Source organism: Corynebacterium uberis (assembly GCF_020616335.1).
GTDB lineage: Bacteria > Actinomycetota > Actinomycetes > Mycobacteriales > Mycobacteriaceae > Corynebacterium > Corynebacterium uberis.
The window spans coordinates 936290-960377 of the sequence record NZ_CP085051.1; the positions used below are offsets into that span (position 1 = coordinate 936290).

The window sequence follows — 24088 nt, forward strand, 5'->3', positions numbered from 1 at the left end:
AACCGCCATGACCGCCGTGAGCCACGTCCGAACCCTGTGCGCCGCCCTCCTTGTCACCGCCTGCGCGGTGGGGGCATCAGGCACGCTCGTCGCGTGCGCAGACAGCGACCGCTTGGCCCGCCCCAACACCGATAGTGAGCAGGTGGGCCAGCGCGGCAAGAAGGCTCCCCAGGAGGCTGACGTCACGCAGACCGATGGTCCGCAGGCGCGCGATGGGCGAGTGGACATCGTGGTGGCGGCAGGCGACGTCGAAAAGCGGGCACTGGCACACATCTACCGCATGGCGCTGCTCGACGAGGGCATTCCGGCCGTGGTAGAGGCCCGCGAAACCACCCAGGATGAGCGCATGGAATGGCTCACGGATCCCGGCGTGGACATGGTCATCGGCTGCACCGGGGAACTGCTCACCCAGCGCTCCCCGCACGAGGCCGAGCAGCTGCGCGACCAGCTCACCGCCGGTGCGATCGCAGACCCAGTCCAGGCCACCTATGAAGCCCTAGCGGCAACGTTGTCCTATCAATTCGACGTCCCCGATCCGTCGCCGGCCTCCGGCTGCCGCTCCCACAGCCCCGCAGCTGCGGGCTCGCATGCCTCCACGTCGCGCGACGCCCTGCCGGAGAGTTTCATCCCGATCTTCCGCAAAACCGCGGTCGACCGCGAAGGGCTCAAGGGCATCAACGGGATTACCCGGCTGGTGACCACCGCAGATATAGAAAAGCTCGTCGCCGAGGCGGGCACCGATCCGAGCCGCGTCGACGAGCTCGGCGAGCAATGGTTCCGCGATAACGCGGGATCCTAAAGCGTTCGTGCCCCACCGCCCGACCTGTGCGCCAGGCCTGGGCGGTGGGGTCAGGTGCGCAGGGGGAAAAGGGCACGCACGGCGGTACGAAGGGAGACACCCGTATAGGGGGATGGTCCTTGAGGGGCCTATCGGGGGGAGGGTCTTCTCACTATCGTCGGGAACCGTACTCATTCGCCCCACCTGAAAGGGTCGCCATGCCTGCCCCCCCCCCCAATTCCTCTTAGCAAACGCGGCTGTCCAGCTGGTTGTTTCGGGCCCTCTCGTGGCTCAGGCCCACGCGAAGACATCGACTGTTAAGACCTCGGGGACAACGACCCTACAGGCGATAGCTACCGGGAACGTGGTGATGGCACATGCCTCGAACTAAGCTGATTAACCTCTGCGCAATGGTGGCCATTGCGGCAAGTGCGTGCCTATCCGCGTGCGCGCCGCACGCCGTGGTCTCGGAGGAAAAGGAGCGCGCGGCCGAGACGATCTCTGCACTGCGCGATGCCGATACGGGTTTGATAAAAGACCCCCGATCCACCCACGACCGCACAACAAGTATCCCTGATACGTACTATTTGCGGGAATCTGCGCACAAGCTTGATATTGCGGTGGCCCCGCTCAGCGGCACAACGCCGGCGCCTACCAACGACGTTGAAGCCATCTACCTTGCTTTGTTGGGGGAAAAGACTCAGCCGGACGTTGTCCGCGCGGTCTCTAACCCAGCACTCGCGCCGGCAGACAAGGCAGGACTGGGGTTTACTGCCCTCGACGCGCTGAAGAGCGACCCGGCCGATAAGGGCAAGCGCCACCAGGTTGTTGATGTGCTCAACGCGGACCCGGCAGTCGGTGAAGCCGTGTGCGCCAGCTATGACCTTTGGGAGCGCTGGACGCAGCACGAAGGCGAAGGCGTGCGCGTCCCGTGTTCCTCACCGAAACCCGGGCCGACACCCGGGCCGACACCAGATGATGACGATCATGGTTTGCTTGAAGCCCGCGGTGAGATCCTGGTGGAAACGCAACCCACTGCTCAGACAATCCGGACTGTGCAGCAGGCCTGCACCCGGGTGGTCAACGATCCTGAATCCATCTCTGGCCTGGCCACCTGGGTGCTATCTGACATCGCGCTGCACGACAATCTTGGCGCGGACTGTCTGGCGGGGGTCAAACAGCGAATCACCTCCCACCTCAAGGACGATGGCTGGGGCTTCGCGCCAGGGCGCATCCTGCCGCGGCTGGATGCGACGGAAGCGGCGTACCGGCTGGTGGGCGACGTTTTCGGCGAAGAAGATGACGCGCGCGCCGAGGAGACGATTCGCCACATGGTGGAGTCGCCAGACTGGGTCCCCGGCGGGCCCGAGGCCGCGTCAGCGAGCGTGGTGCTCTTTGAAATGGGCCGGTTGCGGGATGAAGATAAGGCACGTTTCTGCGAGGCACTTGGCTCCGCTGCGCGCACGATCTCGCTGAGCAACCTCACCGACCTTCAGGTATTAGCCGCAGGTGAGACCGTGGGCTGCACGCTGCCGCCAGCGCACCTGAAGTTCTGGACGCCCAGCGACGATGCCTCCCTGCACGCCGCGCTAGCCGTGGTCGCGCACGCCAACCTCTTTGGCAACCAGGAGGAAATCAAGGACACGTGGGGCGATCTAGCGGGCCAGACGCTCGCACGATACAGCCACTACACCGGCCCGGCGATGCTGATGGCGCAGGCCCTCCACGCCGCGCACGTCACCGGTGCTCCTGATGAGATCGACCGCGAGGACATCGGGCGCAGCATATACCAAGACGGCTGTGCGGACCCCGCGTACGGTGCGGACCTGATCAGGGATGGCAAGCCGAGCGGGGAGTCCTGCAGCCTTAACGTCGCCTACGAACTGCGGATGGCGGGGTATGTGCCATGGTGAATCAGTTGACCCTTGAAGGGCTGGAAATTGAGCTGAATGACGGCCGGGCGCGGACGACGGTTCGGGTGGCCGATTCAGCGGCCGAAGCCGGTGTGCTCACAGTGGTTGCGGGCCCGTCCGGGGCAGGAAAGACCACCGCCCTCGCGCACGCGGCGGGGCTCCTGCCAGCACGCCGGGGCCACGCGACGTACCACTGTGAGGGGGATGGCTTAAGCCCCGCAGCAGCCTCCGCGCGCGGGCTGATCGCCATTGCCTTCCAAAGCCCTCATCTGCTTGGACAATTAACCGTTGAGCAGAACCTTGTGATGTTCGGCGATAGGGAGATCGCCCAGTCCTATCTTGAGATGGCAGGAATCGGGTATACCGCACAGCGGCCGGCCGCAACGCTGTCTGGAGGCGAGGCGCAGCGGGTCGCCGTCGTGCGGGCGCTAGCTAGCCGCCCGGAGATCGTGATCGCCGATGAGCCGTTTGCCAACCTTGATCCGGAATCCGCGGCGGCCATCGGGGCGATGTTCGATGCGTTTCTGGACGGCGGTGGACTGGTGCTCATGGCGTCCCACCAGGAGATTCCCATGACCCATCCGCCCCAAGAGATTCCAGTGAAGTCGGAGGTGACCCGATGAAGATTGCAGCGGTGTGGTGGCTTTTTGTTTCTGGAATCCGCAAGGAGTACACCCGTAGCATCGTTCTGGCGGTAGTCCTTGCGTGTTTTGCTTTGGTGTTGGGGGCGTTCGTGGCGCCAACCGGGAGCGTGGCAGCGAAAGGTCTACAGGGCAACGATGCGGTTAGCACGCTGGTGATCACCCCAGCAGTTGGACCGAATGCGCAGCCGTTCAACGCGCAGACAGAAGAAGCGGTGCGGGCTGACGCCCGCCTCGACTCGGCGACCCCGCAGTTCACGGTGGGTCTGGTTCCCAATGACGAGCGCCTGAAGAGCGAGGGCGTTGACTCTATCCTCTGGGCAAAAACGGTGGTGCCTGGGGCGCATCCGGATTGGGAGTCAGGAGACGAGCAGCTTGGTGCAGCAGAGATCGCGGTACCTGCCGATTTCGGGGGCGTCGATTTTCGCGCACTGCTCGGCGACGACGCGGTATTCCGCTACCAGGAGCGCTTGGAGGGCAGCCGCGTGCGGGGAGCCGATGCCACGCTGAAGGTCAGCCGCATCTTTGGCACGGATCAGCCCAATAATGATGGCCCTGACGTCGCGTATATCAACGCCGACGATGCCCGGAGGCTCAAGGCAGCCGAGCAGGGCGTCCCACCAGACCAGGCCGTGCCGGAGAAGATCTTTGCCCATGTCGCCCCAGAGGCCGATCTGGCGGAGGTGCAGAAGGACTGGCAGGACCGCGGCTATCAGGTGACCAGTCTTGCCCAGGTGGTTCGTATGATGGATCCCATCGTGGGGGCCGCGAAGAACCTGTCGGTGGTGCTCAATGTTGTGGTCGCGGTGGTGCTCTTTGTGCTGGCATTCACGCTGGGCGCGGTGATTTGTTCGAGTCGGCGCACGTTCTTTGGCATCGCAAAATCCTTCGGCGATAGCTCGGGCAAGATTGCGGCCTACATCTTCCTCGAGTCCGCGTGCGTCGCAGGGGTGGTGGCCGTGGCCGCCGTGGTGCTTGCCATGGTCGTCGTGGGCGTGGCCGCGCTTGTCGATGCAACGGTCGGCTTGCCGCACGCGCTGAGCGGGGCCTGGTCTCTTCCGGCCCTTCTTGCCACGCCAACGGTCGCGGTGGTGGTGGGCAGCTGTGCGGCTATTCCCTTCCTGGCCGTACTTCGCGCCTGGAGCACAGTGTCGCGCTCAGATCCGCTGGAGCTGCTGCGCGAGGAGTAGCGCGCGGATAACCTTGAAAAACACCAGTGCCCCGGCCGAAAGATGATCGGCCGGGGCACTGCATGTGCCTAGATTAGTCGGCGAAGGCTTCGTCGATCAGCGCGGCTTCCTCAGCCTGGTGCACCTTGGCAATACCGGTGGCGGTAGAGGCCTGGGCGCGGCGCGAGACGCGGCGCAGCGGCAGCAGGTCGTCCACCAGCTCCGGCAGGTGCTCGTGCAGGAACGGCCACGGGCCCTGGTTGGCGGGCTCGTCTTGGCAGAAGACGATCTCCTTGGCGTTGGGGTAGGCCTTGAAGGCTTCGGCCAGGCGCTTGAACGGCACCGGGTGGAGCATCTCCAGGCGCACGATGGCAATGTCTTCGCGCTTGTCCTTGGCGCGGCGCTTTTCCAGCTCGTAGTAGAGCTTGCCGGAGACCAGCAGGATCCGGGTGACCTTGTCTACGTCGCCGGTGACGGTGCCGTCGGCGGCAATCAGGCGCGGGTCATTGATCACCGAGCGGAAGCGCTTGGTGGTGGTGAAGTCCTCCGGCGCGGAGACCGCAGCCTTGTTGCGCAGCATGGACTTGGGGCTAAAGACGATGAGCGGGCGGCGCATCTGTCCCAGTGCCTGCCGGCGCAGCAGGTGGAAGTAGTTCGCCGGGGTGGACGGCTGGGCGATGGTCATGGACCCTTCCGCGGCGAGCTGCAAGAAACGCTCGATGCGGGCAGAGGAGTGGTCCGGGCCCTGGCCCTCGTAGCCGTGGGGCAGCAGCAGGATCACGGAGGAGAGCTGGCCCCACTTGGCCTCGCCGGAGGAGACGTACTCATCGATGATGGTCTGCGCGCCGTTGGCAAAGTCGCCGAACTGCGCCTCCCAGGCCACCACGGCGTCCGGGTTGCCCACGGAGTAGCCGTATTCGAAGCCCATGCCGGCGTATTCGGTCAGCGCCGAGTTGTACACCAGGAACTTGCCGCCGTTGCCCTTGGAGGCGGCCAGTTCGCCCAGCGGGTTCCACTCCGCGCCCGTCTCCGGGTCAAAGATGATGGCGTGGCGCTGGGTGAAGGTGCCGCGGCGGGAATCCTCACCGGCCAGGCGGACGGTCTTGCCGGCGTTGGCCAGGGAGGACAGGGCGATCAGTTCGCCCCAGGCCCAGTCGATTCCGCCGGCGGTGACGGACTCGCCGCGCTTCTTGGCCACCGGCTTGACGCGGCGGTGGAACTCCCAGCCTTCCTTGGGAGTGGAGTAGGCGTGGCCGATTTCCAGCAGCTCCTCGCGGGAGATGTTGGTGTCCAGCCCCTGGGTCAGCTCCTGGGAGGAGGTGATTCCGGCCTGCGGCTCCGCAGCCTTCTTCTCTGTCTCCTTGACCTCGTTGAATACGGATTCCATCTGGTCGTGGAAGTCCCGGGCGGCGGCCTCTGCCTCATTTTCGTTGAGGTCGCCGCGGCCGATGAGGTCTTCGGTGTATTGGGCGCGCACGGAGGGACGGTTGTCAATCTGCTCGTACATCTGCGGCTGCGTCATCGAGGGATCGTCGGCCTCGTTGTGGCCGCGGCGACGGTAGCAGATCATGTCGATGAAGACGTCCTTGCCAAAGATGCGCCGGTATTCCGTGGCCAGGTTGGCCACCCACACCACGGCCTCCGGGTCGTCGCCGTTGACGTGGAAGACGGGGCAGCCGTAGGCCTTGGCCAGGTCGGTGGCGTAGTAGGAGGAGCGTCCGGAGTCCGGGGTGGTGGTAAACCCAATTTGGTTGTTGACCACGATGTGGACGGTGCCGCCGACGGTGTAGCCGCGCAGCTGGGCCAGGTTGAGGGTTTCTTGGACAATGCCCAGGCCGGCGAAGGAGGCATCGCCGTGGAGCATCAGCGGCATGACGGAGTAGCCGTCGTGGCCCTTGTCCAGCAGGTCCTGCTTGGCGCGTGCCAGGCCCACCATCACCGGGTCGACGGCTTCGAGGTGGGAGGGGTTGGCGGTCAGCGTGACCTTGATTTCGCCGTCGCCGAACATTTGCAGGTGTTCGCCTTCAGCACCCAGGTGGTACTTCACGTCGCCGGACCCGCCGGTCTGGCCGCCCTGCATGGTGCCTTCGAACTCGTGGAAGATCTGCGCCAGCGGCTTGCCCACGATGTTAAACAGCACGTTGAGGCGCCCGCGGTGGGGCATGCCAATGACCACTTCGTCGAGGCCTTGCCCGGCGGCGGTGTCAATGGCGGCGTCCATGAGCGGGATGAGCGCCTCGGCGCCTTCCAGGGAGAAGCGCTTTTGGCCCACGTACTTGGTTTGCAGGAAGTTCTCAAAGGCCTCGGCGGCGTTGAGCTTTTGCAGGATGTACTTCTGCTCGGCGGTGGTGGGCTTGGGCATGCCGGCTTCCAGGCGGTCTTGGAGCCAGTTGCGCTCTTCCTTGTCCAGGATGTGGGTGTATTCGGAGCCCACCTTGAGGGTGTAGGCGGCGCGCAGGCGGGAGAGCACCTCGCGCAGCGTCATGGTTTCCTTGCCGCCGAAGCCGCCGACGTTGAAGCGGCGGTCTAAGTCCCAGATGGTCAGTCCGTGGGTCTCAATGTTGAGGTCCCGGTGGTCGGGGACGGGCAGGCCGGGCTGGTGCCAGTTCAGCGGGTTGGTGTCTGCGATGAGGTGGCCGCGGGAGCGGTAGGCCTCAATGAGCTGCATGACGCGGGTGTTCTTGTCTACCCCCGTATTGGGGAGGTCCTGCGCCCACCGCATGGGGGCGTAGGGGATGCCCATGGCGGCGAAGATCTCATCGTAGAACTCGTCGTCGGTGAGCAGCCGCGACATCTCGCGCAAGAATTCGCCGGATTCGGCGCCCTGGATGATGCGGTGATCGTAGGTGGAGGTGATGGTCACCAGCTTGCCCACGCCGAGTTCGGCGAGGCGGTCGGTGGAGGCGCCGGCGAACTCGGCGGGGTAGTCCATGGCGCCGACGCCGATGATGGTGCCCTGGCCCTTGGTCAGGCGGGGCACCGAGTGGCGGGTGCCAATGCCGCCCGGGTTGGTCAGGGAGATGGTCACTCCCTGGAAGTCATCGAGGGTGAGCTTGCCGGAGCGCGAGCGGGCGACGATGTCCTCGTAGGCCTCGACGAAGGCGTCGAAGGTCAGCGTCTCGCATTCCTTAATCGCGGCGACGACCAGCGCGCGGGTGCCGTCCTTCTGGGGCAGGTCGATGGCCAGGCCGAGGTTAATGTGCTCCGGGGTGACAATCGAGGGCTTGCCATCGGCCAGTTCGTAGCGCACGTTCATGGCCGGGTGGATCTGGGTGGCCTTGACCATGGCCCAGCCGATGATGTGGGTAAAGGAGATCTTTCCGCCGTGGGTGCGCTTGAGGTGGTCATTGACCATCGCCCGGTTTTCAAACATGAGCCGCGCCGGCATGTCGCGCACGGTGGTGGCCGTGGGCAACTGGAGGGACTCCTCCATGTTCTTGGCTATCGCCTTGTATGTGCCGCGCAGCACCTTGGCGCCAGCTTCTGGTAGTTGCTGAACCTTCTCCAGGGGGGAATCCGGCTTCACGCGTTCTGGGATGGCCTTGCGGTTGGTCACCGGCTTGTCTCCTTGCCCGGCGGCTCCAGCGCCGGTGGTCAGGCTGGTAGTGGGCTGCGCGGCGGCGCGCGCCGGGGCGTCCGGTGCGGCGACGTCGCCTAAGGTGTCCGAGTCTGTCGAGCTATCCGAGCCAGCGTTAGTGGCCGGCGCGGTTGCGGGCGGGGCGTCCTGCGCGTTGGGTGCTGTTTGTGGAACGTCTTTGAACAGCTCGCGCCACTCCTTATCTACGGAGTTCGGGTCCTCACGCCACTGCTGGAACATCTCATCTACCAGCCACTGGTTCTGGCCGAAGTTGCTCACGCTGCTCACGGCAGGTACTCGCCTCATTTCCTTTACCTGGGGGTGCACTCGTTTATTCAACTGTAGTAGCCGAAAGTACCCTTGCGTTCCGAACACTCTAGGCCACCGGCACCACATGTCCGAATTTCACCCCGAATGCGGGTGAACGTCATTGTGACTGCCACATCCGAGCGTACCGCCCCGACCGCGCAAGCAAGTCCATATGCGTTCCATCTTCGACGATTGCCCCGTCTTCGATGACCAAGATGCGATCAGCGCGCCGGGCGGTTTCCAGCCGATGCGCCACCACAACGCAGGTGCGCGCGTGCGCCAGGGTGCGCGAGGCCTGCAGTACTGCTGCTTCGGTGGTGGCGTCGAGCGCGGCGGTGGCTTCGTCGAGAAGCAGCACGGCGCCGCCGGCCAGCTGCGCCCGCGCGAGTGCAATGATCTGGCGCTGCCCGGCGGACAGGCCGCGGCCCCGCTCGCCAACCCGCGCATTCAAACCACCGGGAATCGCGGCGATGACATCTCGCGCCCCCAGCGCGGTCACCGCAGCCTCAATGTCCGCACGGCTGCTTATCGACGCCCCCGCGTACCCAATGTTGGCTGCCACCGTCCCGCGAAACAGGTAGCCCTCCTGCGGCACCTGGGCGATCGCGCGGCGCCACTGCCGCAGCGGAAACTCGCGAATATCCCGGTCCCCGGCGCACACCGCACCGGCGGTGGGATCGTAGAAGCGGGCCAGCAGCTTCAACAGCGTCGATTTTCCGGCCCCCGTGGCCCCCACCACCGCCACCGTGGTGCCGGGCGCGATCGAGACACTGAGATCCGCCACGGTGGTCGGGCTGTCCGGCGAATACGCAAAACTGACCTCCCGCAGCGCCACCTCCCCGCGGGCGGCCTGCTCCGCGCCGGGGCGATCACCGGTGTCTACCACCGTGGCGCGGGTGCGCAACAGCTCGGCGATGCGGCGCAGCCCCACGCTGGCCTGCTGCCAGGAATCAAAGATCTGGCCCAACTGCTGGACGGGGCCGTAGAGCAAGCCCAGGTACATGACAAAGGCCACCAGCACACCTGCCGAAAGCTCGCCAGCCGCCACCCGGTGCGCACCCACCCACAGCACGGCAGCAGCCGTGAACTGGGAGATGAAATGCACGCCCGGAAAATACAGGGCGATAGCCGCGTAGGCGCGCCGCCGCAGCCGCAAATACCGCATCGACTCCGCCTCCAGGTGCGCTTGCGCAGCACCAGTTGCGCCATGCATCTGCGCGGTGCGCAACCCGGCGACCGCCTCCTGAAAATAGGCGTTCACGCCGCTGATCTGGGCGCGGGCGGCCCGATACGCCCGGGAGACCACCGCCCGAAACACCACCGTTGCCACCACGATCACCGGTACCGCGGCCACCGCCACCACCGCCAGCTGCCCATCCGTGGCAGCGAGCATGCCCACTACCCCCACAATCGTGGTCAAGGACACCACGGCCTGGGCCAGGGAGGTCTGCAAAAAGGAGGACAGGTTATCAATGTCCGTGGTCATGCGCGTCATGATCCGCCCGCCGGCGTGCGCCTCAAAATAGTCCATGGACAGGCCCATCAGGTGGGCGAAGCTGCGCACCCGCAACCCGTAGAGCACCCGCTCCCCGGCGCGCGCCGTCACCACCGTCTGCGCCGTCTCCGCCAGCCAGGACACCGCCACCACCAGCACCCCGCACCCAGAAATCACTGCCAAGAGGCGGCCATTGTGCTGGGCAATACCGGAATCGATGGCCACCCGCATCAGGTGGGGCAGGCACAGATCGGCGGCCACCCCTACCGCCAGCAGGCACACTACGCCCGCCAGTAGTCCGGCCACCGGGCGCAGCAGCCGCGCCAGCCGAAACGGCGCCCCGCCGGTGCTGGCAGGATCGGCGGCATCTAACTTCGGATCGCGCTCCGGGACGTAGCGCAACAGCCGGCCAGGGCCCTGCTGCGGCCACAGATCGTGCTCCACCGCCCGCCCCGGCAACTCCAGCTCCGTGGCGCAAGCGCGCCGAGTGGAATCCCGATGCGCCACCGCCACCAGGGTCAGCCCAGGAAGACCCGCCCGGATTCGGGCAAAAACCCGCGCCTCCGTCGGCGTATCCAGGGCGCTGAGCGCGTCGTCAAGGACGAGCACCTTCGGGCGGGCCAGCAGTGCCCTAGCCAACGCGATGCGCTGGCGCTGCCCGCCCGACAGGGTCAGGCCTCTTTCCCCAACCACGGTGTCCAATCCGGCGGGAAGGGCAGCAACAAACTCATCCGCGCAGGCCAGGTAGACCGCCTCATCGATTGCGGCGTCCGTGGCGCCAGTGGCCAGCGCGATATTCTCGCGCAGCGACCCGGAGTACAAGAAGGGCTCGTCAGGCACCACGGTGACTACCTCGCGCAGCTGCGCGCGGGACAGCTGCGCCACATCCACCGCGCCCTGGCTGCCTACCAGCCACACCGACCCCGCATCGGGGGAGACAAATCCCCCCAGCACGTCACTGAGCACCGTCTTGCCCGAGCCCGCCGGGCCGACCACGGCCACCGAGGACCCCGGCGCAACAGCGGCGCTCACACCGGCAAAGACGCCATCGACGCCCACCTCGCGCAGCTCGACTCCCAGCGTCGGCGAGGCCAGCGTGGCCGCCGCCTGCGCACAGCGCGGGAGGTCGGCGACGTGCGGTTCCAGGCCCAGCACCTCACCCAGGCGTCCCAGACTGGTCAGCGCCACCTGGAGACGCACCAGCGAGCTCGACACGATCCGCGCCACCGAAGTCATGGAGCTTAAATAGAGCGAGAAGGCAAAAAACTCGCCGACGCTGAGCACCCCGGAGACCGCCAACCAGCCGCCCGCCCCAATTGTGCCCACCAACGCCAACTGGGGCAGGTGCCCCAGGATCGGCTGGAGGCGCGCCTGCGTGCGGGCCAGCCGCACCTGCGCTGAATACAGCCGCCGCGCCAAGGCGTCGCAACGGGCCACGGCGGCGTCTTCGCCGGCGAAGGCCTTGACCACCCTGACGCCAGAGACCGTCTCCTCGACATGGACGGCAAGGTCCGCGCCGGCCTGTTGGCCCGCCCAGGACTGGGAGAAAACGTCCTTGCGCGATGTTGCTCCCACCACAAAGATCACCGGCAACAGCAGCACCGAAAGCGCGGTCAGCGGCAGAGATACCCACGCCATGATGGCGATGGTGACGATCAACTGGCCCACGTGACCGACGAACATGGGCAGCTGGGCAACCAGAGCCTGGGTGCGCGAAAGATCCGTGATGGCGCGGGCCACCACCTGGCCGGTCACCAGCCCGCTCTGGGCCGGGCCGTCGAGGCGGTGGAGCCGGGAGAGCAAAGCCACGCGCAGGTCATGCTGGACGCGCAGGGATAGGGTGGCGGCCGCGAAGCGGCGCAGCCCCTGGAAGAGGAATCGTGCCGCCGCCACAGCTGCCAGGGCGGCCACGGTGTGGTTGACGGCGTGCAGCTGGCCTCCGTGGGCGGCAGCCTGCACGGCGCCGTCGACGGCCCCGCCGGTCAACAGTGGGATGGCCAGGTCAAAGCCGATGGAAGCGAAGACCACACAGGCCGTCACCCACACGTGGATGCGGTGGTGTGCCAGACACGTGCGCAGCAGCTCCATGCTTGCCCCTCTCCACCCGTTGCGGCAGGCCCGCCGGGATTGTGCGATTAATCAGCGGGGGGCTGGTCTGCCTCGGGGATCAGCTGCGCCGGGCCGAGCGCCTGGCGTACATGGTCGATGACAGCGGCGGCGAGCCGGCGGTTAGCCACCGATCCCACCACAGCCCCGATGCCCATGGGCATGAGTTTGCCCAGGACTGCTCCCGTCATACGCTTAGTCATGGTCTTGAGGGCGCGCTGGGTCAGCCGGTTGTTCACCTGGTTGAGGGTGGGGGCAGAAAAGCGGGTCAGTGCCCGGGCGGAGGGAATCGTCGCCGTCTCCATGCCGGCGGGCAACAGGGCGTCAATGATCGCGGTGCCGGAGGAGCCCAATAGGCCGATGAGCACCAGCGCGCGACGCCGCTCCGGATCGCGGATATCAATGCCGCGCAGGCTGGCGCTGGCCACCGTGTAGAGGGCCGCGGCGTCGAGGAAGACGAGCGATTCCGCGCCGATGGCCGCCGCTCCGGTAAACAGGCCAACCCCGGGGATGGCCGCAGCCCCGCCCGCGCCGGCGCCGGATCCGATGGTGGCGTAGCGGAAGTGCTTGTCCACGATGCTCTGCAGCTCCTCGGTGGAGGCGCCGGGGTTCTTCTCGCGCAGCCGGTTGAGATAGTTCTCCACGGTGGAGCCCTGGATGCGCACCGCGCGGTCAAGCCCTGCCACCAGGGCGCGACCCACCGGGTTGCGGGAGGTGTCCACCTGTCCCGCGGTGTCCAAAGTCACAGGTGCATCGTGCGTGGTGGCAACGTCAGTCGCCTTCTTTTTGCGTCCAAATCCAAACATGAGGGAGCACTTTCTATCGTGATTGAACCTATGATGTCGAAAGGATTTTACTGTGCGGACTGTGCTTCGGGGGCGCTGGCGTACTCTTCTGCGGCGGCAACCTGCTCCGGGCTCGGGCGCACCCCGGTGTAGAGCGCGAACTGCTCGGCCGCCTGGAGGGCGGCAATCTGGGCTCCGGTGATCACGGGGATATCGCGGCTGCGCGCGGCGCGGACCAGGGGAGTGTTGGTGGGGAAGGCAACGGCGTCGAGGACGATGCGCGCCCGGGAGAGCTCGTCATCGCTGAAGGCCTGCGCCTGGGAGACCTCCGGGTCCGGGCCGTGCATGCCAATGGGAGTGACGTTGACCAGGAACTGGGCCTCCTGGGGTACCTGCGCGGAGTAGTCCCACTCGTAGCGGGAGGCCAACGCCGCGCCGGTGAGATGGTTGCGGGCCACAACCACGCCGCTGAGCCCGTGATCGGCCAGCGCCGCTACCACCGCGTTGGCCATCCCCCCGGAGCCGCGCACGGCCACGGGCAGATCGGGGTCGACCTCCGCGGTGCGCAGCAGCTGGCGAACGGCGGTGTAGTCCGTGTTGTAGCCGGTGAGTACGCCGTCTTCATGAACAATCGTGTTGACCGCGGAGAGGCGCTCTGCGGAGGGATCGAGGGCGTCGATAAGCGCGATGACATCCTGCTTGTAGGGCATGGATACGCCGGCACCGCGGATATCTAGGCCCCGGATTCCGGCGACGGCGGCGGTGATATCCGTTGGCGCAACAGCCTTATACAAAAAATTCAGTCCCAGCTGCTCATAGAGCCAGTTATGAAAGCGAACTCCATGATTAGACGGGCGCGCGGCCAGAGAAATACACAGAGTTGTGTTGCGGTCAACAGTATTTACCATGCCTTCAAAGGTAGGCCACTGAAGGGCCCGGGGCACACTACGGCAGGCAGATTCGGTGCGGCGGCGCATCGGCAGACGGCGGCCACATTTGCCGCTAGGCTGGTTTCGTCCCGGCAACCGCCTGGACCGACTTGATCGGAAGGTGTGGAGTAACCATGAGCTTTTTCGAGGATATCGCCGCCGCCCTGGACGCCGAGGGCATCGAGTCCCGCGTCGACGATGACGTTTTGTTCGTGCCCATTACATCCGACCTGGAAATCCAGTTTCTGGAAATAGACCCCCACCTGCCCGCCGCGAACGTCTACATCGCGGCAGCTGACGTTGATGAAGACGATGAGGACTTTGAGGCCGTGCTCGTCTCCGTTGTCTTTTCCGCCGCCGACGCCGTGGCTACCGTCAACCGACATGTCGCCACAGACCAGGTGGTCACCGTCCTGCGCGACCTGCTCGAAGCCACCGATGAGCGCATTGAGGACCTGGACTTCTACCAGGATCCGGTGGACCCCAACCTGGTCACCGCCGAGGTCGGTGAGGCCGCTGAGCTGAAGGTCTTCGTGGAAGTCGCCGACGGTACCCCCACCGCGCGCGTCTACTTTGCCACCGCCGGCGATAGCTTCGAAGACCTTGTTGATCAAGCCATCGATGAGCTGTGGGAATCCGACGCGGACGCCACCTTGAGCGATGAGGACCGCCGCCGGCTCTTCGCTGGATTGCGCCCCGACCCGCTGGCAGACCTCGGCCCCGAAGAAGTCTTAAGCCTGGGCTCCTTTACTGACTTTGACAAGCTTTTCGACGTCCTCTCCCTCGCCGCCGATCAGGCAGAGTCCTGGGAGGAGCAGCTCACCGTCTTCGACGACGACTTTGACGATGACTTCGACGACTACGATCCCGACGCCGACTACGACGACGAGGACGAGCTCGAGGCCGACGACGCCGACGACGCCGATGACTTCGACGACGATGACGCCGAAGACGATGACGCATACGCCGATGACGACGTGGAGGATGACGATGCCGACGACTTCGACGATGACCTCGACGACGAGCCCCACCCACACACCCGCGACGAACGCTAAACGCCGCCCGGTCCTGCTCGACTGCGACACCGGCATTGATGATGCCCTCGCGCTGATCTACCTTGCCGGTGCCCATCACGCCGGGACCATCGAACTGCTCGGGGTGACCTGCAGCGCCGGCAACACCACCGCCGCGCAGGCCGCCTCCAACAGCCGGCACATTCTCAACCTCTGCGGCCTGCCCGAAGTCCCGGTAGCCGCGGGCCAACCCGGGCCGGCGCACGTGGAGTTGACCACCACCCCGGAGACCCACGGTCCCACCGGGCTGGGCAGGGCACGGGCGCCCATGTGGCGCGGCGTGGAACCCTGGCAACACCTGTGGCGCCGGGCCCTTGCCCGCCCGGGCGTGGAGCTGATCATCACCGGTCCGGCCACCAACGCCGCGGCGTACCGCCACGACCTCAACGGCGCCCGACTGACCTGGATGGGCGGCGCTTTTACCTACCCCGGAAATACCACTCCTACGGCGGAGTGGAATGCGTGGGTTGATCCGCACGGGGCGAAGGAGCTGTTCGCCCGCCCGGACGTGGGGCTGATTACCGTGTGTTCGCTGGGGGTGACCAGCCGGCTGCGCGTTGATGACGCCGCTGCCGCCACCTTGGCCGAGCACGCCGCAGCGTCCCACCCGGCCTTGGCCGAGCTGATCCGCGATGCCCTGGGCTTTTACCTGGACTTCCACCAGGAACAGGGCGAGGGGCGGGCGGCAAAGATCCACGACCTGGCGGCCTGCATGATCGCCCTCGGCGCCGTGGGCTACCGCGCGACGGAAGCCACCGTGGACGTCGAGGCCGACTCGACCTTGCTGCGCGGCACCACCGTGGCCGACACGCGCGGAATGTGGTCGCGGCCCCCGAACGCCCGGGTGGTCACCGATGTCGATGTTTCTGGTGCGCAATCCCTGCTTATCGACGCCCTCGGGCACCTGCCCGCAGGGCCACGCTAGGATAAGTGCCCGGCGAGTACCCACCGCACGAGCCTGCGGTACACACCATCGCGTCTTCCGAGGTGACATAGGAAGCCGCGGTGTGCGGCAGGTGTTTATCCGCATGAGCAAAGAAGGCCCTCATGACTGTGTCACACAAGACTTTCCTCTACCTTGGCGCCGCACTGATCGCCGCGACCTGGGTCTATGTGGTCGCCCTGCGCCCCACCGAATGGGACCAGGTGGGCCAATCCGGCCCGGCGCTGGTTACCCTCGTCGGCTATGTGGCCGGCGCATTGTTGCTGTTGGCGGGAACCCTTCCCGGTTTGCCGGCCCGCACGGTGGCCATCATCCCCGGCGCGCTGGTGCTCAATATTGTCATCGGTGAACTTGTGGGCAGCTTCGCGCTGCCGATTTACCTGGACAGCCTGGGCACCGTGCTCATCGCCGCGCTCGCCGGGCCCGCCGTGGGCACGGCCACGGGGGCGTTGAGCTCGGTGGTGTGGGGGCTGATCAACCCGGCGGCCCTGCCCTTCGCGGCGGTAAGCGCCCTGACCGGCGGGGCAGCTGGAGTCATCGCCCGCCGCGGGTGGCTGCGTTCGGCGTGGAAACTAGTGGCATCAGGGGCAGTGCTGGGGGCTGTATGCGGGATGCTGGCCGCCCCGGTGGCGGCGTTTGTCTATGGGGGAACCGCAGGCTTGGGCACGGGCGCGCTGGTGTCTTTGTTGCGGGAAATGGGAAATTCATTGCTGGCTGCGGTGACGTTGCAGTCATTCCTGTCTGATCCTTTGGACAAGATCATCGTGTTGGCCGTGGTCGCGGCGACGATACGCCTGTTGCCCGATCGTGTCCTGACTTCCTTAGGCCGCCGCAGTGAGCAGAAGGCTTAACCCGCTGACCCGACTGACCCTGGCAGCCTGCGCCTGGATTGTGGTGTTGAGCCTCAACACCCCGATGCTGAGCGTGGCGGTGGCCCTCGCCAGTTGGGTATGGGCGCGGCGCTGGTCGGTGTGTGCCGCGTCCGTGCTGCTGACGGCGCCGGTGGCGGCGTCGCTAGCCATCATGCACATTCCACACGGGCAGGGGTGGGAGGGGCTGGCTCTCGCCGGGGAATTAAGCGTGCGTTTTGCGGCCTTGGTGTCCGTATTCTTGGCGGCCATGTCCGGGGTGAGTGTGCCCGCGCTGGCCAAGTCTCTCCAGGCGACCAGGATGAATTCGGCGTTGGTGTACATCGTGTGCGCGGCGCTGCAGTTCCTGCCGGAGGCGCGGGCGTGTACCCGACGCGTGCGCGAGGCGTTCATCGTGGCCGGGCGCACGCCGCGTGCCCGCAACCTGGTGCTTCCGGTGATTACGCAGATTCTGCATCAGGCGACGCTGCGCGGACACCGCCTGGAGGCTGCTGGCATTGCCTCCGGGCAGCGGGCAACGGTGTGGCGTCCGGTGCCTGACCCGGCGTGGCAGCGGTGGTTGCGCTGGTGCTTGGTCGGCGCGGCCCTGCTTACCGTGGTCGCCGCGGCCTTTGGCGGTGGCGGGTGGTGGCGCGCATGAAGCACTGGCCGACTCGCCCGGGCGTGTATCTCACCGATGCGGTAGGCCCGTGGGTTCCCGCTGGGGTGATTCAGGTGGCAGCGGATGTTTCCAGTGAGATCACCGGGCTGCGCGCACGCGTCGATGAAGAGGTGGCCTTTGGTCTGGAGCAGCGCGGGTGGGGGCGTGCGGAGATGACTCGGCGGGTTGCCGAGGTGATCGACGTGCTTGGCCTATCGTCCCTGGTTGATCGGGATCCGCGGGAGTTGTCTGGAGGGCAGACGCGTCTGGTGGCCATCGGCGCGGCGGCTGTGGTGCCGGAGGTGGGGCTGCTTATTGAGCACCCGTGGGCCGGGCTCGACCCGGAGTCTGTGCGCCGGGTTCGTACGCTGTGTCGCCTGCGCGCTGAGCAATCAGGCACCGTAGTCCTCGTGTGTCCGCCGCGCCCGCGTCTGGGCCGCGCCGAGCTTCCCGCCTGGGTGGAGCCGGGTGCGCCGGTGACGCTATCCCAGGTAAGCGCCCAGCGCGGGGCCGTCACTCTCGGCCCAGTTGATGTGGAGCTGCGGCGGGGCGCGGTGACGTGGTTGACGGGGGCAAATGGTGCGGGAAAGTCGACGCTGCTGCGGGAGTTGGCGCTGACCCATGGGGCGGCGCTGAGCATGCAGCGCAGCGTGGACCAGGTGGTGGATCACGCGGTGGGACGAATGGGCATTGACGCGCAAACGATGCGCATGGCGCAGCTGGCTGCAGATGCGCACCCCCTTGATCTTGAGCCCAGTGCGCTGCGAGTGGCTATGGTTGCAGCGGCGCTGGCCCGCGGGACTGCCGTGGTGTGCCTCGATGAGCCGGACGTGGACCTTGACGCAGCCGGGCGGGCCGTGGTGCACCGGCTGCTTGCGCAGGCACTGCGACAGCAGGTGGCGGTGGTCATTGCCTGTCACGAGGACTCCTTCATGTCGGAGGTGGCCTCCTATTGCCAGGTAACCCCAGTAGAGGTAGACAGCCTTAGGCGGCCTGCGGGAAGGCACTGAGCAGTTCGGCGGGGGAGTGCACGGCGCAGAAGGTGGCGTCAGTAACCCAGCAGAAGGTGGGGGCGGTGGCGCTCAAGGGTTGGTGGATGGCGTCGGCGAGGTCATCGGGGACGAGGGCACGAACCCACGCTTCTGCGATTGCTGGATCCGGGCGCCTGCCCCGCGGTGACGATAGCCGGACAGTGATCAGCCACGCGGGGCGGATGCCGCTGTAGGCGTGAATGCTCCGGGCGGCGTGGGGGCCAACGCGGTGGCGGTGCACGGTGGCGCGGAGTGTGCCGGTGCCCTGAAATCCGGGGAGGGTGATGGTGGGGGGCCGCCAGGTGGGGGTGGACCTGGCCAGGCTACGCGGGTGGTGGATGGTGGCGTCCAGGGCGCGCAATGGTGCGGCTGCCTGTCGGCGCAACTGGTGGGCCACTGCGGCAGGCGTAGGGATGGAGGCCGGCATGTCGGTGGGGGAGGTGCTGTGCGGACTCATGGGGTGCACGTTAACCCCCGGCCGTGACGGCGCCTTCCTGGAGCCATCCCAAAATAGAACGCCTGTGCTAATTTGCGTGAGGGAGCAGGCAACTTGACCCAGGGGCTAAGCTAGGTAGCAAAGGGATGATCACATCGGTGCGCCGGGCATGAACCGCACCCCCAAAGGCGCTTTACCGCCCCCTAACAATCCGCCCCTGCGGCCACCACGATTCGTCAGAGAGGTCGTTGATACCCCTGAAACGCCCCCACCCCGCCTCCCGGAGCATTGACACACTCGCGCGACAAAACGCCCACGCCACCGTCCAAGCGCTAGCCCCACACCCGGACCAACCGCCCGCACGCCCGCTACGCGCGGCGGCGATTCCGCGCGAGATCTGGATCCTCGTCTCCGCAGCCTTCATGGTCGCGCTGGGCTATGGTCTCATCGCCCCGATCATCCCGCAGTTCGCCCGCAGCTTTGACGTGGGCATGGCAGCCGCCGGCGCGGTGATCTCCATTTTCGCCTTCTCCCGGCTCGTCTTTGCCCCCACCGCCGGCTGGTTCATCAACAAGATGGGCTCGCGCACCATGTACCTGTCTGGACTGGCCGTAGTCGCCGTGACCACGGGGGCGGTGTCCATTGCCCACGAATACTGGCACATCCTGCTGCTTCGTGGACTCGGCGGCATCGGGTCAACCATGTTTACCGTCTCGGCGATGGGGCTGATAGTCAAGCTCGCCCCGCCGAGCATCAGGGGGAAATGCTCCTCGGCCTATGCGTCGGCCTTCCTGGTGGGAAACATCATCGGGCCGGTCGCCGGGGCGGGCCTGGCACCCTTAGGCATGCGCCTGCCCTTCCTCATTTACGGGGCGACGTTGTGCGTTGCGTGCGCCATCGTGTGGATGCGCATGCCGGCGACGGTCGGCCAAGATAGCCCCGATCATCCGCACCAGGAGGCCATGAGTGTGGCGGAGGCGCTGCGGGATCGGGCGTATCGCGTGGTCATGGTCAGCGGCTTTGCCAACGGATGGAGCAACTTTGGCGTGCGGGTGGCCACCCTTCCGCTGTTTGCCGCGGCGGTCTTTAAGGATGCGGCATCCGTCGCGGGACTGGCCATGGCAGCCTTCGCCGTGGGCAATGCGGTGTGCTTACAGTTTTCCGGCACCCTCGCAGACCGGTTGGGCAGGCGCCCGCTGTTGATCACCGGGCTGCTCATCAACGCCTTGTTCACGGGGATGCTTGGGTGGGCAGATTCCATGGCCGCAGTGCTGGTGGTTTCCGCCCTGGCGGGTGCGGGCGCTGGGGTGCTCAATCCCGCGCAGCAGGCGGTGGTGGCTGACGTTATTGGTTCGCACCGCTCGGGCGGCGCCGTGCTGGCGGCCTATCAGATGGCTGGCGACTGCGGGACGATTTTAGGGCCCATCGTGGTGGGCATGATCGTCCAGGCGGCGGGATTCCAGTGGGGCTTTGGGGTCTGTGGGCTGATCAGCCTGGCGGCCGCGGTGTTGTGGATGCTCCGCGGCCGGGAGACGCTAGGAGATCACTTGTCCGAACCCGGCGCAGCAGCGTCCTGAGCAGCACCATCCGCTGCCCCAGCAGCCGAGGTGGCGCCGGCCCCCGCGGGGCGGCGCAGCATGAGGGCATACAGCGCGCTCATGATCACCAGGAAGGCCACGCCGACGGCGAGCGCCATGTGGTATTCGGCGTTCCACACCATGATGCCAAACGTGAAGAAGATGAACGCGATGGCAAAGTACTGGCCCCAGGGCCAGAAGGGGACGGGGAAGTCCAGGTCGGCGACCTCGGCGCTGCTCATGCCGCGGCGTGAGGCGACGTGGGCGATGAGGATCATCAACCAGACGTAGATGGTGGCAAAGGTGGCCAGCGCGGCGACGATGGTAAACACGCGCTCCGGCAGGATGGCGTTGAGCGCCACGCCGATGACCAGCACCGCGATGAGGGCGATGGTGGTCATCACCGGAACGCCCTTGGCGGAGGTCCGCGCCAGTGCTTGGGGGGCCAGGCGCTCGCGCGCCATGCCGGTGATGACTCGTCCGGCTCCGAAGAGGTCGGAGTTGATGGCGGACAGTGCGGCGGTGATGACCACCACGTTGAGCAGCGCCGCCGCCCAGTTGACCCCGAGCGCGGAGAAGATTTGCACGAAGGGGGATTCCTCGCCTGTGACGCTGCGCCACGGGTTGAGCACCAGGATCACGGCGATGGCCAGCACGTAGAACAGCAGGATGCGCACCGGGACGGTATTGACGGCCTTGGGTACCGCGCGGCTGGGGTCGTCCGCTTCCGCGCCGGCGACGCCGATGATCTCCGTGCCGCCGAAGGCAAAGAGCACCAGGATGAAGGCGGAGACCATGCCGCCAACTCCGTTGGGGAAGAATCCGCCGTCGTTCCACAGGTTGGATACGGAGCTGTGGCTGGGGTCTGTGCCTAAGTTGAAGACGAGGATGGCTGCGCCGCCGGCGATCATCGCGATCACCGCGCCGACCTTGATGAGGGTGAATCCGAATTCCAGCTCACCGAACCAGCGCACGCTCGCCAGGTTGGCCGCGCCCACGACGAGCAGGGTCACTGCCACCCATACCCATTGGGGTGTATCTGGGAACCAGAATTTCATGTAAATGGCAATGGCGGTTAAGTCCGCCAGGCAGACGATCATCATCTCGAAGGCATACATCCAGCCGGTGATGTAGCCGGACCAGCCGCCCAGGTGTTCGCGGGTGTATTCGGCGAAGGACCCGGATACGGGGTGACGAACGGCCATTTCGCCCAGGGCGCGCAGCATGAAGTACACCACGGCGCCGCCGATGAGGTAGACCACCAGCACGGAGGGGCCGGCGGCCTGGATGGCCCCGGCGGAGCCGTAGAACAGGCCGGTGCCAATGGCTGAGCCCAGCGCGATGAAGTGAATATGGCGGGCATTGAGTCCTAGTTTCGCGCGGCCACGGGGGTGTGACTGCGTGCCGGGTCCGTGCGGTGTGGGCGTTAAGGGCGCTGTGTTTTCAGCCATGGCGCGGGGCCTTTCTGGAACAATCGTGTGAGATTCTCTGATGCTACCTAAGGGGACGCGGGAGTGCGGGAGAAACGTGCGTGTGCGTCGCGGGTGGGGCGTCGAGAAGCGCTCAATGCGGTCATTTGCGGGTTTGTGCGTTATCGTGGCAGGACAATGACGAATACGGATAACGGCTACGAGCCGGAGAACGTGGACGCCGTGAGCACTGACCGCACCGAGGTCCCCCAGGTCGAACAGGCCGTGGAGACGAGCGAAGATCAGGCGCAGACGGCTGCCACCACAGAGACAGTGAATCCGTCGGAATCTCAGGAACAGTCGCATGAGGGCGCCCAGCCCACTAGGGACGATTCGACTGCTGAGAAGACCGACTCTAGTGAACGGGACACCCCCAATTTTGAGGGGCTTGGACTTCCTGATGACGTGCTCAAGGCCGTCTATAAGGTTGGATTTGAGACCCCTTCAGCAATTCAGGCTGAGACCATCCCGCTGCTCATGCAGGACCGGGATGTGGTGGGCCTAGCCCAGACCGGTACCGGCAAGACGGCGGCATTCGCGCTGCCCATTCTTGCGCGTATCGACGTCGCCGAGCGTTCCCCGCAGGCGCTTGTGCTGGCCCCCACCCGCGAGCTCGCACTTCAGGTTGCGGACTCGTTCCAATCCTTCGCCGATCACCTCGGCGGCATCCATGTGCTTCCCATCTACGGCGGGCAGGCCTACGGCATTCAGTTATCCGGGCTGCGCCGCGGCGCCCAGATCATCGTGGGCACCCCGGGACGCGTCATCGATCACCTGGAGAAGGGCTCGCTGGACATCTCCGGCCTGCGCTTCCTGGTTCTCGATGAAGCCGATGAGATGCTCAACATGGGCTTCCAGGAAGACGTTGAGCGCATCCTGGAAGACACCCCGGATGACAAGCAGGTGGCGCTGTTTTCCGCGACGATGCCCAGCGGCATCCGGCGGATTTCCAAGCAGTACCTCAACGACCCGGCGGAAGTGACCGTCAAGTCGAAGACCCGGACCAACACCAACATCACGCAGCGCTGGCTGCACGTGGCACACCGCAACAAGCTCGACGCCTTGACCCGCATCCTTGAGGTCACCGAGTTTGAAGCCATGATCGTGTTCGTGCGCACCAAGAATGAGACCGAAGAGGTGGCAGAAAAGCTGCGCGCCCGCGGTTTCTCCGCTGCCGCCATTAACGGCGACATCGCCCAGCAGCAGCGCGAGCGCACCGTCGATCAGCTTCGCGACGGCCGCCTGGACATCCTGGTGGCCACCGACGTTGCGGCCCGCGGGCTCGACGTCGAACGCATCAGCCACGTGTTCAACTTTGACATTCCCAACGACACCGAGTCCTACGTGCACCGCATCGGCCGGACGGGCCGCGCCGGGCGCACCGGCGAGGCGATCCTGTTTGTCACCCCGCGTGAGCGCCGGATGCTGCGCTCCATCGAGCGTGCCACCAACGCCCCGCTCACGGAGATGGATCTGCCCACTGTCGACGAGGTCAATGACTCGCGCAAGGCAAAGTTCGCGGACTCCATCACGCAGTCCCTTGAGGACAGCCAACTGGAGCTCTTCCGCGGCCTGGTCAAGGCCTACGCAGAGGCTCACGACACCCCGCTGGAGGACATCGCCGCAGCACTGGCCACCCAGGCCCAGGCCGGCGATGAGTTCCTGATGAAGGAGCAGCCCCGCGAGTCGCGCAGGGATCGCTTTGACCGCCGCGACCGGGACCGCGACGACCGCTTCGATCGCGGCGGCCGTGGTCGCCGCGACCGGGATCGGGACCGCGACCGGGGCGGCCGGAGTCGCTTCGAGGCGGAGCCCGGCAAGGCCATGTACCGGCTGGCCGTGGGTAAGCGCCAGCACGTGCGCCCGGGCGCCATTGTTGGCGCCCTGGCCAACGAGGGCGGGCTGAACTCCAAGGACTTCGGGCGCATCTCCATCTTCGGGGACCACTCGCTGGTGGAGCTGCCCCAGGGCCTGCCGCGCGAGGTGCTCGATCGGCTGGCGGATACCCGCATCTCCGGGCAACTGATCAATATTGAGCTGGATTCCGGCCGCCCGCCGCGGCGCGAGTCCCGCGGCTACGGCTACGGCCGCGACCGTGATGATCGCGGCGACCGGGGCGGACGCGGCTATGGGCGGCGCGATGATCGCGGCGACCGTGGGGATCGCGGCGGCTACCGTGGGGACCGTGGCGATCGAGGCGATCGTGGCGGGAAACGCGGTGGCTTCCACCGCGACCGCTACTAAAAAAGCGCGCCCCCAGGGCAAAGCTCAAGCCCGCCGGGAATAAGGCAGACAGAACGTGTCTTCCTCATCCCGGCGGGCTTGCGTGATGCTGGGGCCACCCGGGT

17 protein-coding genes are annotated in these 24088 nt (G+C 66.2%); 11 read left to right on the top strand and 6 right to left on the bottom strand.

The features are described from left to right. The first annotated feature begins 7 nt into the window (after window positions 1–7). The 4 genes from LH390_RS04360 to LH390_RS04375 all read left to right on the top strand — a co-directional run bounded on the left by LH390_RS04360 (window position 8) and on the right by LH390_RS04375 (window position 4522). A complete protein-coding gene (locus LH390_RS04360) occupies window positions 8–799 on the top strand; it encodes a hypothetical protein (RefSeq protein ID WP_227282454.1) in 792 nt (263 codons plus the stop codon). Between the two features lie 356 nt (window positions 800–1155). Further along, window positions 1156–2691, top strand: coding sequence for a hypothetical protein (locus LH390_RS04365; RefSeq protein ID WP_227324377.1), 1536 nt, complete (start codon window positions 1156–1158; stop codon window positions 2689–2691). Next, a complete protein-coding gene (locus LH390_RS04370) occupies window positions 2685–3314 on the top strand; it encodes an ATP-binding cassette domain-containing protein (protein WP_227282452.1) in 630 nt (209 codons plus the stop codon). The genes LH390_RS04365 and LH390_RS04370 overlap by 7 nt, the downstream gene beginning before the upstream one ends. Then, window positions 3311–4522 (top strand): FtsX-like permease family protein, encoded by a 1212-nt coding sequence (locus LH390_RS04375; protein WP_227282451.1) that lies wholly within the window; start codon window positions 3311–3313, stop codon window positions 4520–4522. Before LH390_RS04370 ends, LH390_RS04375 begins: the two co-directional genes overlap by 4 nt. Before the next feature lie 73 nt (window positions 4523–4595). Here the strand turns inward: LH390_RS04375 and LH390_RS04380 are convergent, their stop codons facing one another. The 4 genes from LH390_RS04380 to LH390_RS04395 form a co-directional block, all read right to left on the bottom strand. Next, window positions 4596–8366 carry a multifunctional oxoglutarate decarboxylase/oxoglutarate dehydrogenase thiamine pyrophosphate-binding subunit/dihydrolipoyllysine-residue succinyltransferase subunit gene (locus tag LH390_RS04380; RefSeq protein WP_227288283.1) on the bottom strand — a complete coding sequence of 1257 codons (3771 nt, stop codon included), beginning with the start codon at window positions 8364–8366 and terminating at the stop codon, window positions 4596–4598. Between the two features lie 139 nt (window positions 8367–8505). Further along, window positions 8506–11970 carry an ABC transporter ATP-binding protein gene (locus LH390_RS04385; RefSeq protein WP_227282449.1) on the bottom strand — a complete coding sequence of 1155 codons (3465 nt, stop codon included), beginning with the start codon at window positions 11968–11970 and terminating at the stop codon, window positions 8506–8508. A gap of 47 nt (window positions 11971–12017) precedes the next feature. Then, a complete protein-coding gene (locus LH390_RS04390) occupies window positions 12018–12794 on the bottom strand; it encodes a hypothetical protein (RefSeq protein WP_227282448.1) in 777 nt (258 codons plus the stop codon). Window positions 12795–12841: 47 nt separating this feature from the next. After that, window positions 12842–13681 (bottom strand): shikimate 5-dehydrogenase, encoded by an 840-nt coding sequence (locus LH390_RS04395; RefSeq protein ID WP_227282447.1) that lies wholly within the window; start codon window positions 13679–13681, stop codon window positions 12842–12844. 155 nt (window positions 13682–13836) lie between these two features. Between LH390_RS04395 and LH390_RS04400 the strand changes: the two genes are divergently transcribed. The 5 genes from LH390_RS04400 (at window position 13837) to LH390_RS04420 (ending at window position 18237) form a co-directional block, all read left to right on the top strand. Then, window positions 13837–14757 (top strand): hypothetical protein, encoded by a 921-nt coding sequence (locus LH390_RS04400; protein ID WP_227282446.1) that lies wholly within the window; start codon window positions 13837–13839, stop codon window positions 14755–14757. Continuing rightward, window positions 14711–15700: a nucleoside hydrolase gene (locus LH390_RS04405; RefSeq protein WP_227326858.1), complete on the top strand. Its 990-nt coding sequence runs from the start codon at window positions 14711–14713 to the stop codon at window positions 15698–15700. The genes LH390_RS04400 and LH390_RS04405 overlap by 47 nt, the downstream gene beginning before the upstream one ends. Window positions 15701–15822: 122 nt before the next feature. Further along, the gene (locus LH390_RS04410; RefSeq protein WP_227282445.1) at window positions 15823–16569 is read left to right on the top strand and encodes an ECF transporter S component; all 747 of its coding nucleotides are present in this window, start codon (window positions 15823–15825) and stop codon (window positions 16567–16569) included. Beyond that, window positions 16553–17227 carry an energy-coupling factor transporter transmembrane component T family protein gene (locus tag LH390_RS04415; RefSeq protein WP_227282444.1) on the top strand — a complete coding sequence of 225 codons (675 nt, stop codon included), beginning with the start codon at window positions 16553–16555 and terminating at the stop codon, window positions 17225–17227. The genes LH390_RS04410 and LH390_RS04415 overlap by 17 nt, the downstream gene beginning before the upstream one ends. Continuing rightward, entirely contained in the window at window positions 17224–18237 is a 1014-nt protein-coding gene (locus tag LH390_RS04420) for an ATP-binding cassette domain-containing protein (RefSeq protein ID WP_227282443.1), read from the top strand. The genes LH390_RS04415 and LH390_RS04420 overlap by 4 nt, the downstream gene beginning before the upstream one ends. Here LH390_RS04420 and LH390_RS04425 read toward each other — a convergent pair. Next, on the bottom strand, window positions 18212–18715 hold the full coding sequence (locus LH390_RS04425; RefSeq protein ID WP_227282442.1) for a hypothetical protein: 504 nt from the start codon (window positions 18713–18715) through the stop codon (window positions 18212–18214). The genes LH390_RS04420 and LH390_RS04425 overlap by 26 nt on opposite strands. 401 nt (window positions 18716–19116) lie before the next feature. On the opposite strand from LH390_RS04425, the gene LH390_RS04430 reads away from it, so the two are divergent. After that, on the top strand, window positions 19117–20271 hold the full coding sequence (locus LH390_RS04430) for an MFS transporter (RefSeq protein ID WP_227288302.1): 1155 nt from the start codon (window positions 19117–19119) through the stop codon (window positions 20269–20271). On the opposite strand, the gene LH390_RS04435 is transcribed toward LH390_RS04430, so the two are convergent. Beyond that, window positions 20238–21722, bottom strand: a complete 1485-nt coding sequence (locus LH390_RS04435; protein WP_227282441.1) for an amino acid permease — start codon at window positions 21720–21722, stop codon at window positions 20238–20240. The genes LH390_RS04430 and LH390_RS04435 overlap by 34 nt on opposite strands. A 156-nt stretch (window positions 21723–21878) precedes the next feature. Here LH390_RS04435 and LH390_RS04440 point away from each other — a divergent pair, with 156 nt between their 5' ends. Continuing rightward, window positions 21879–23984, top strand: a complete 2106-nt coding sequence (locus LH390_RS04440) for a DEAD/DEAH box helicase (protein ID WP_227282440.1) — start codon at window positions 21879–21881, stop codon at window positions 23982–23984. Window positions 23985–24088 lie beyond the last annotated feature (104 nt).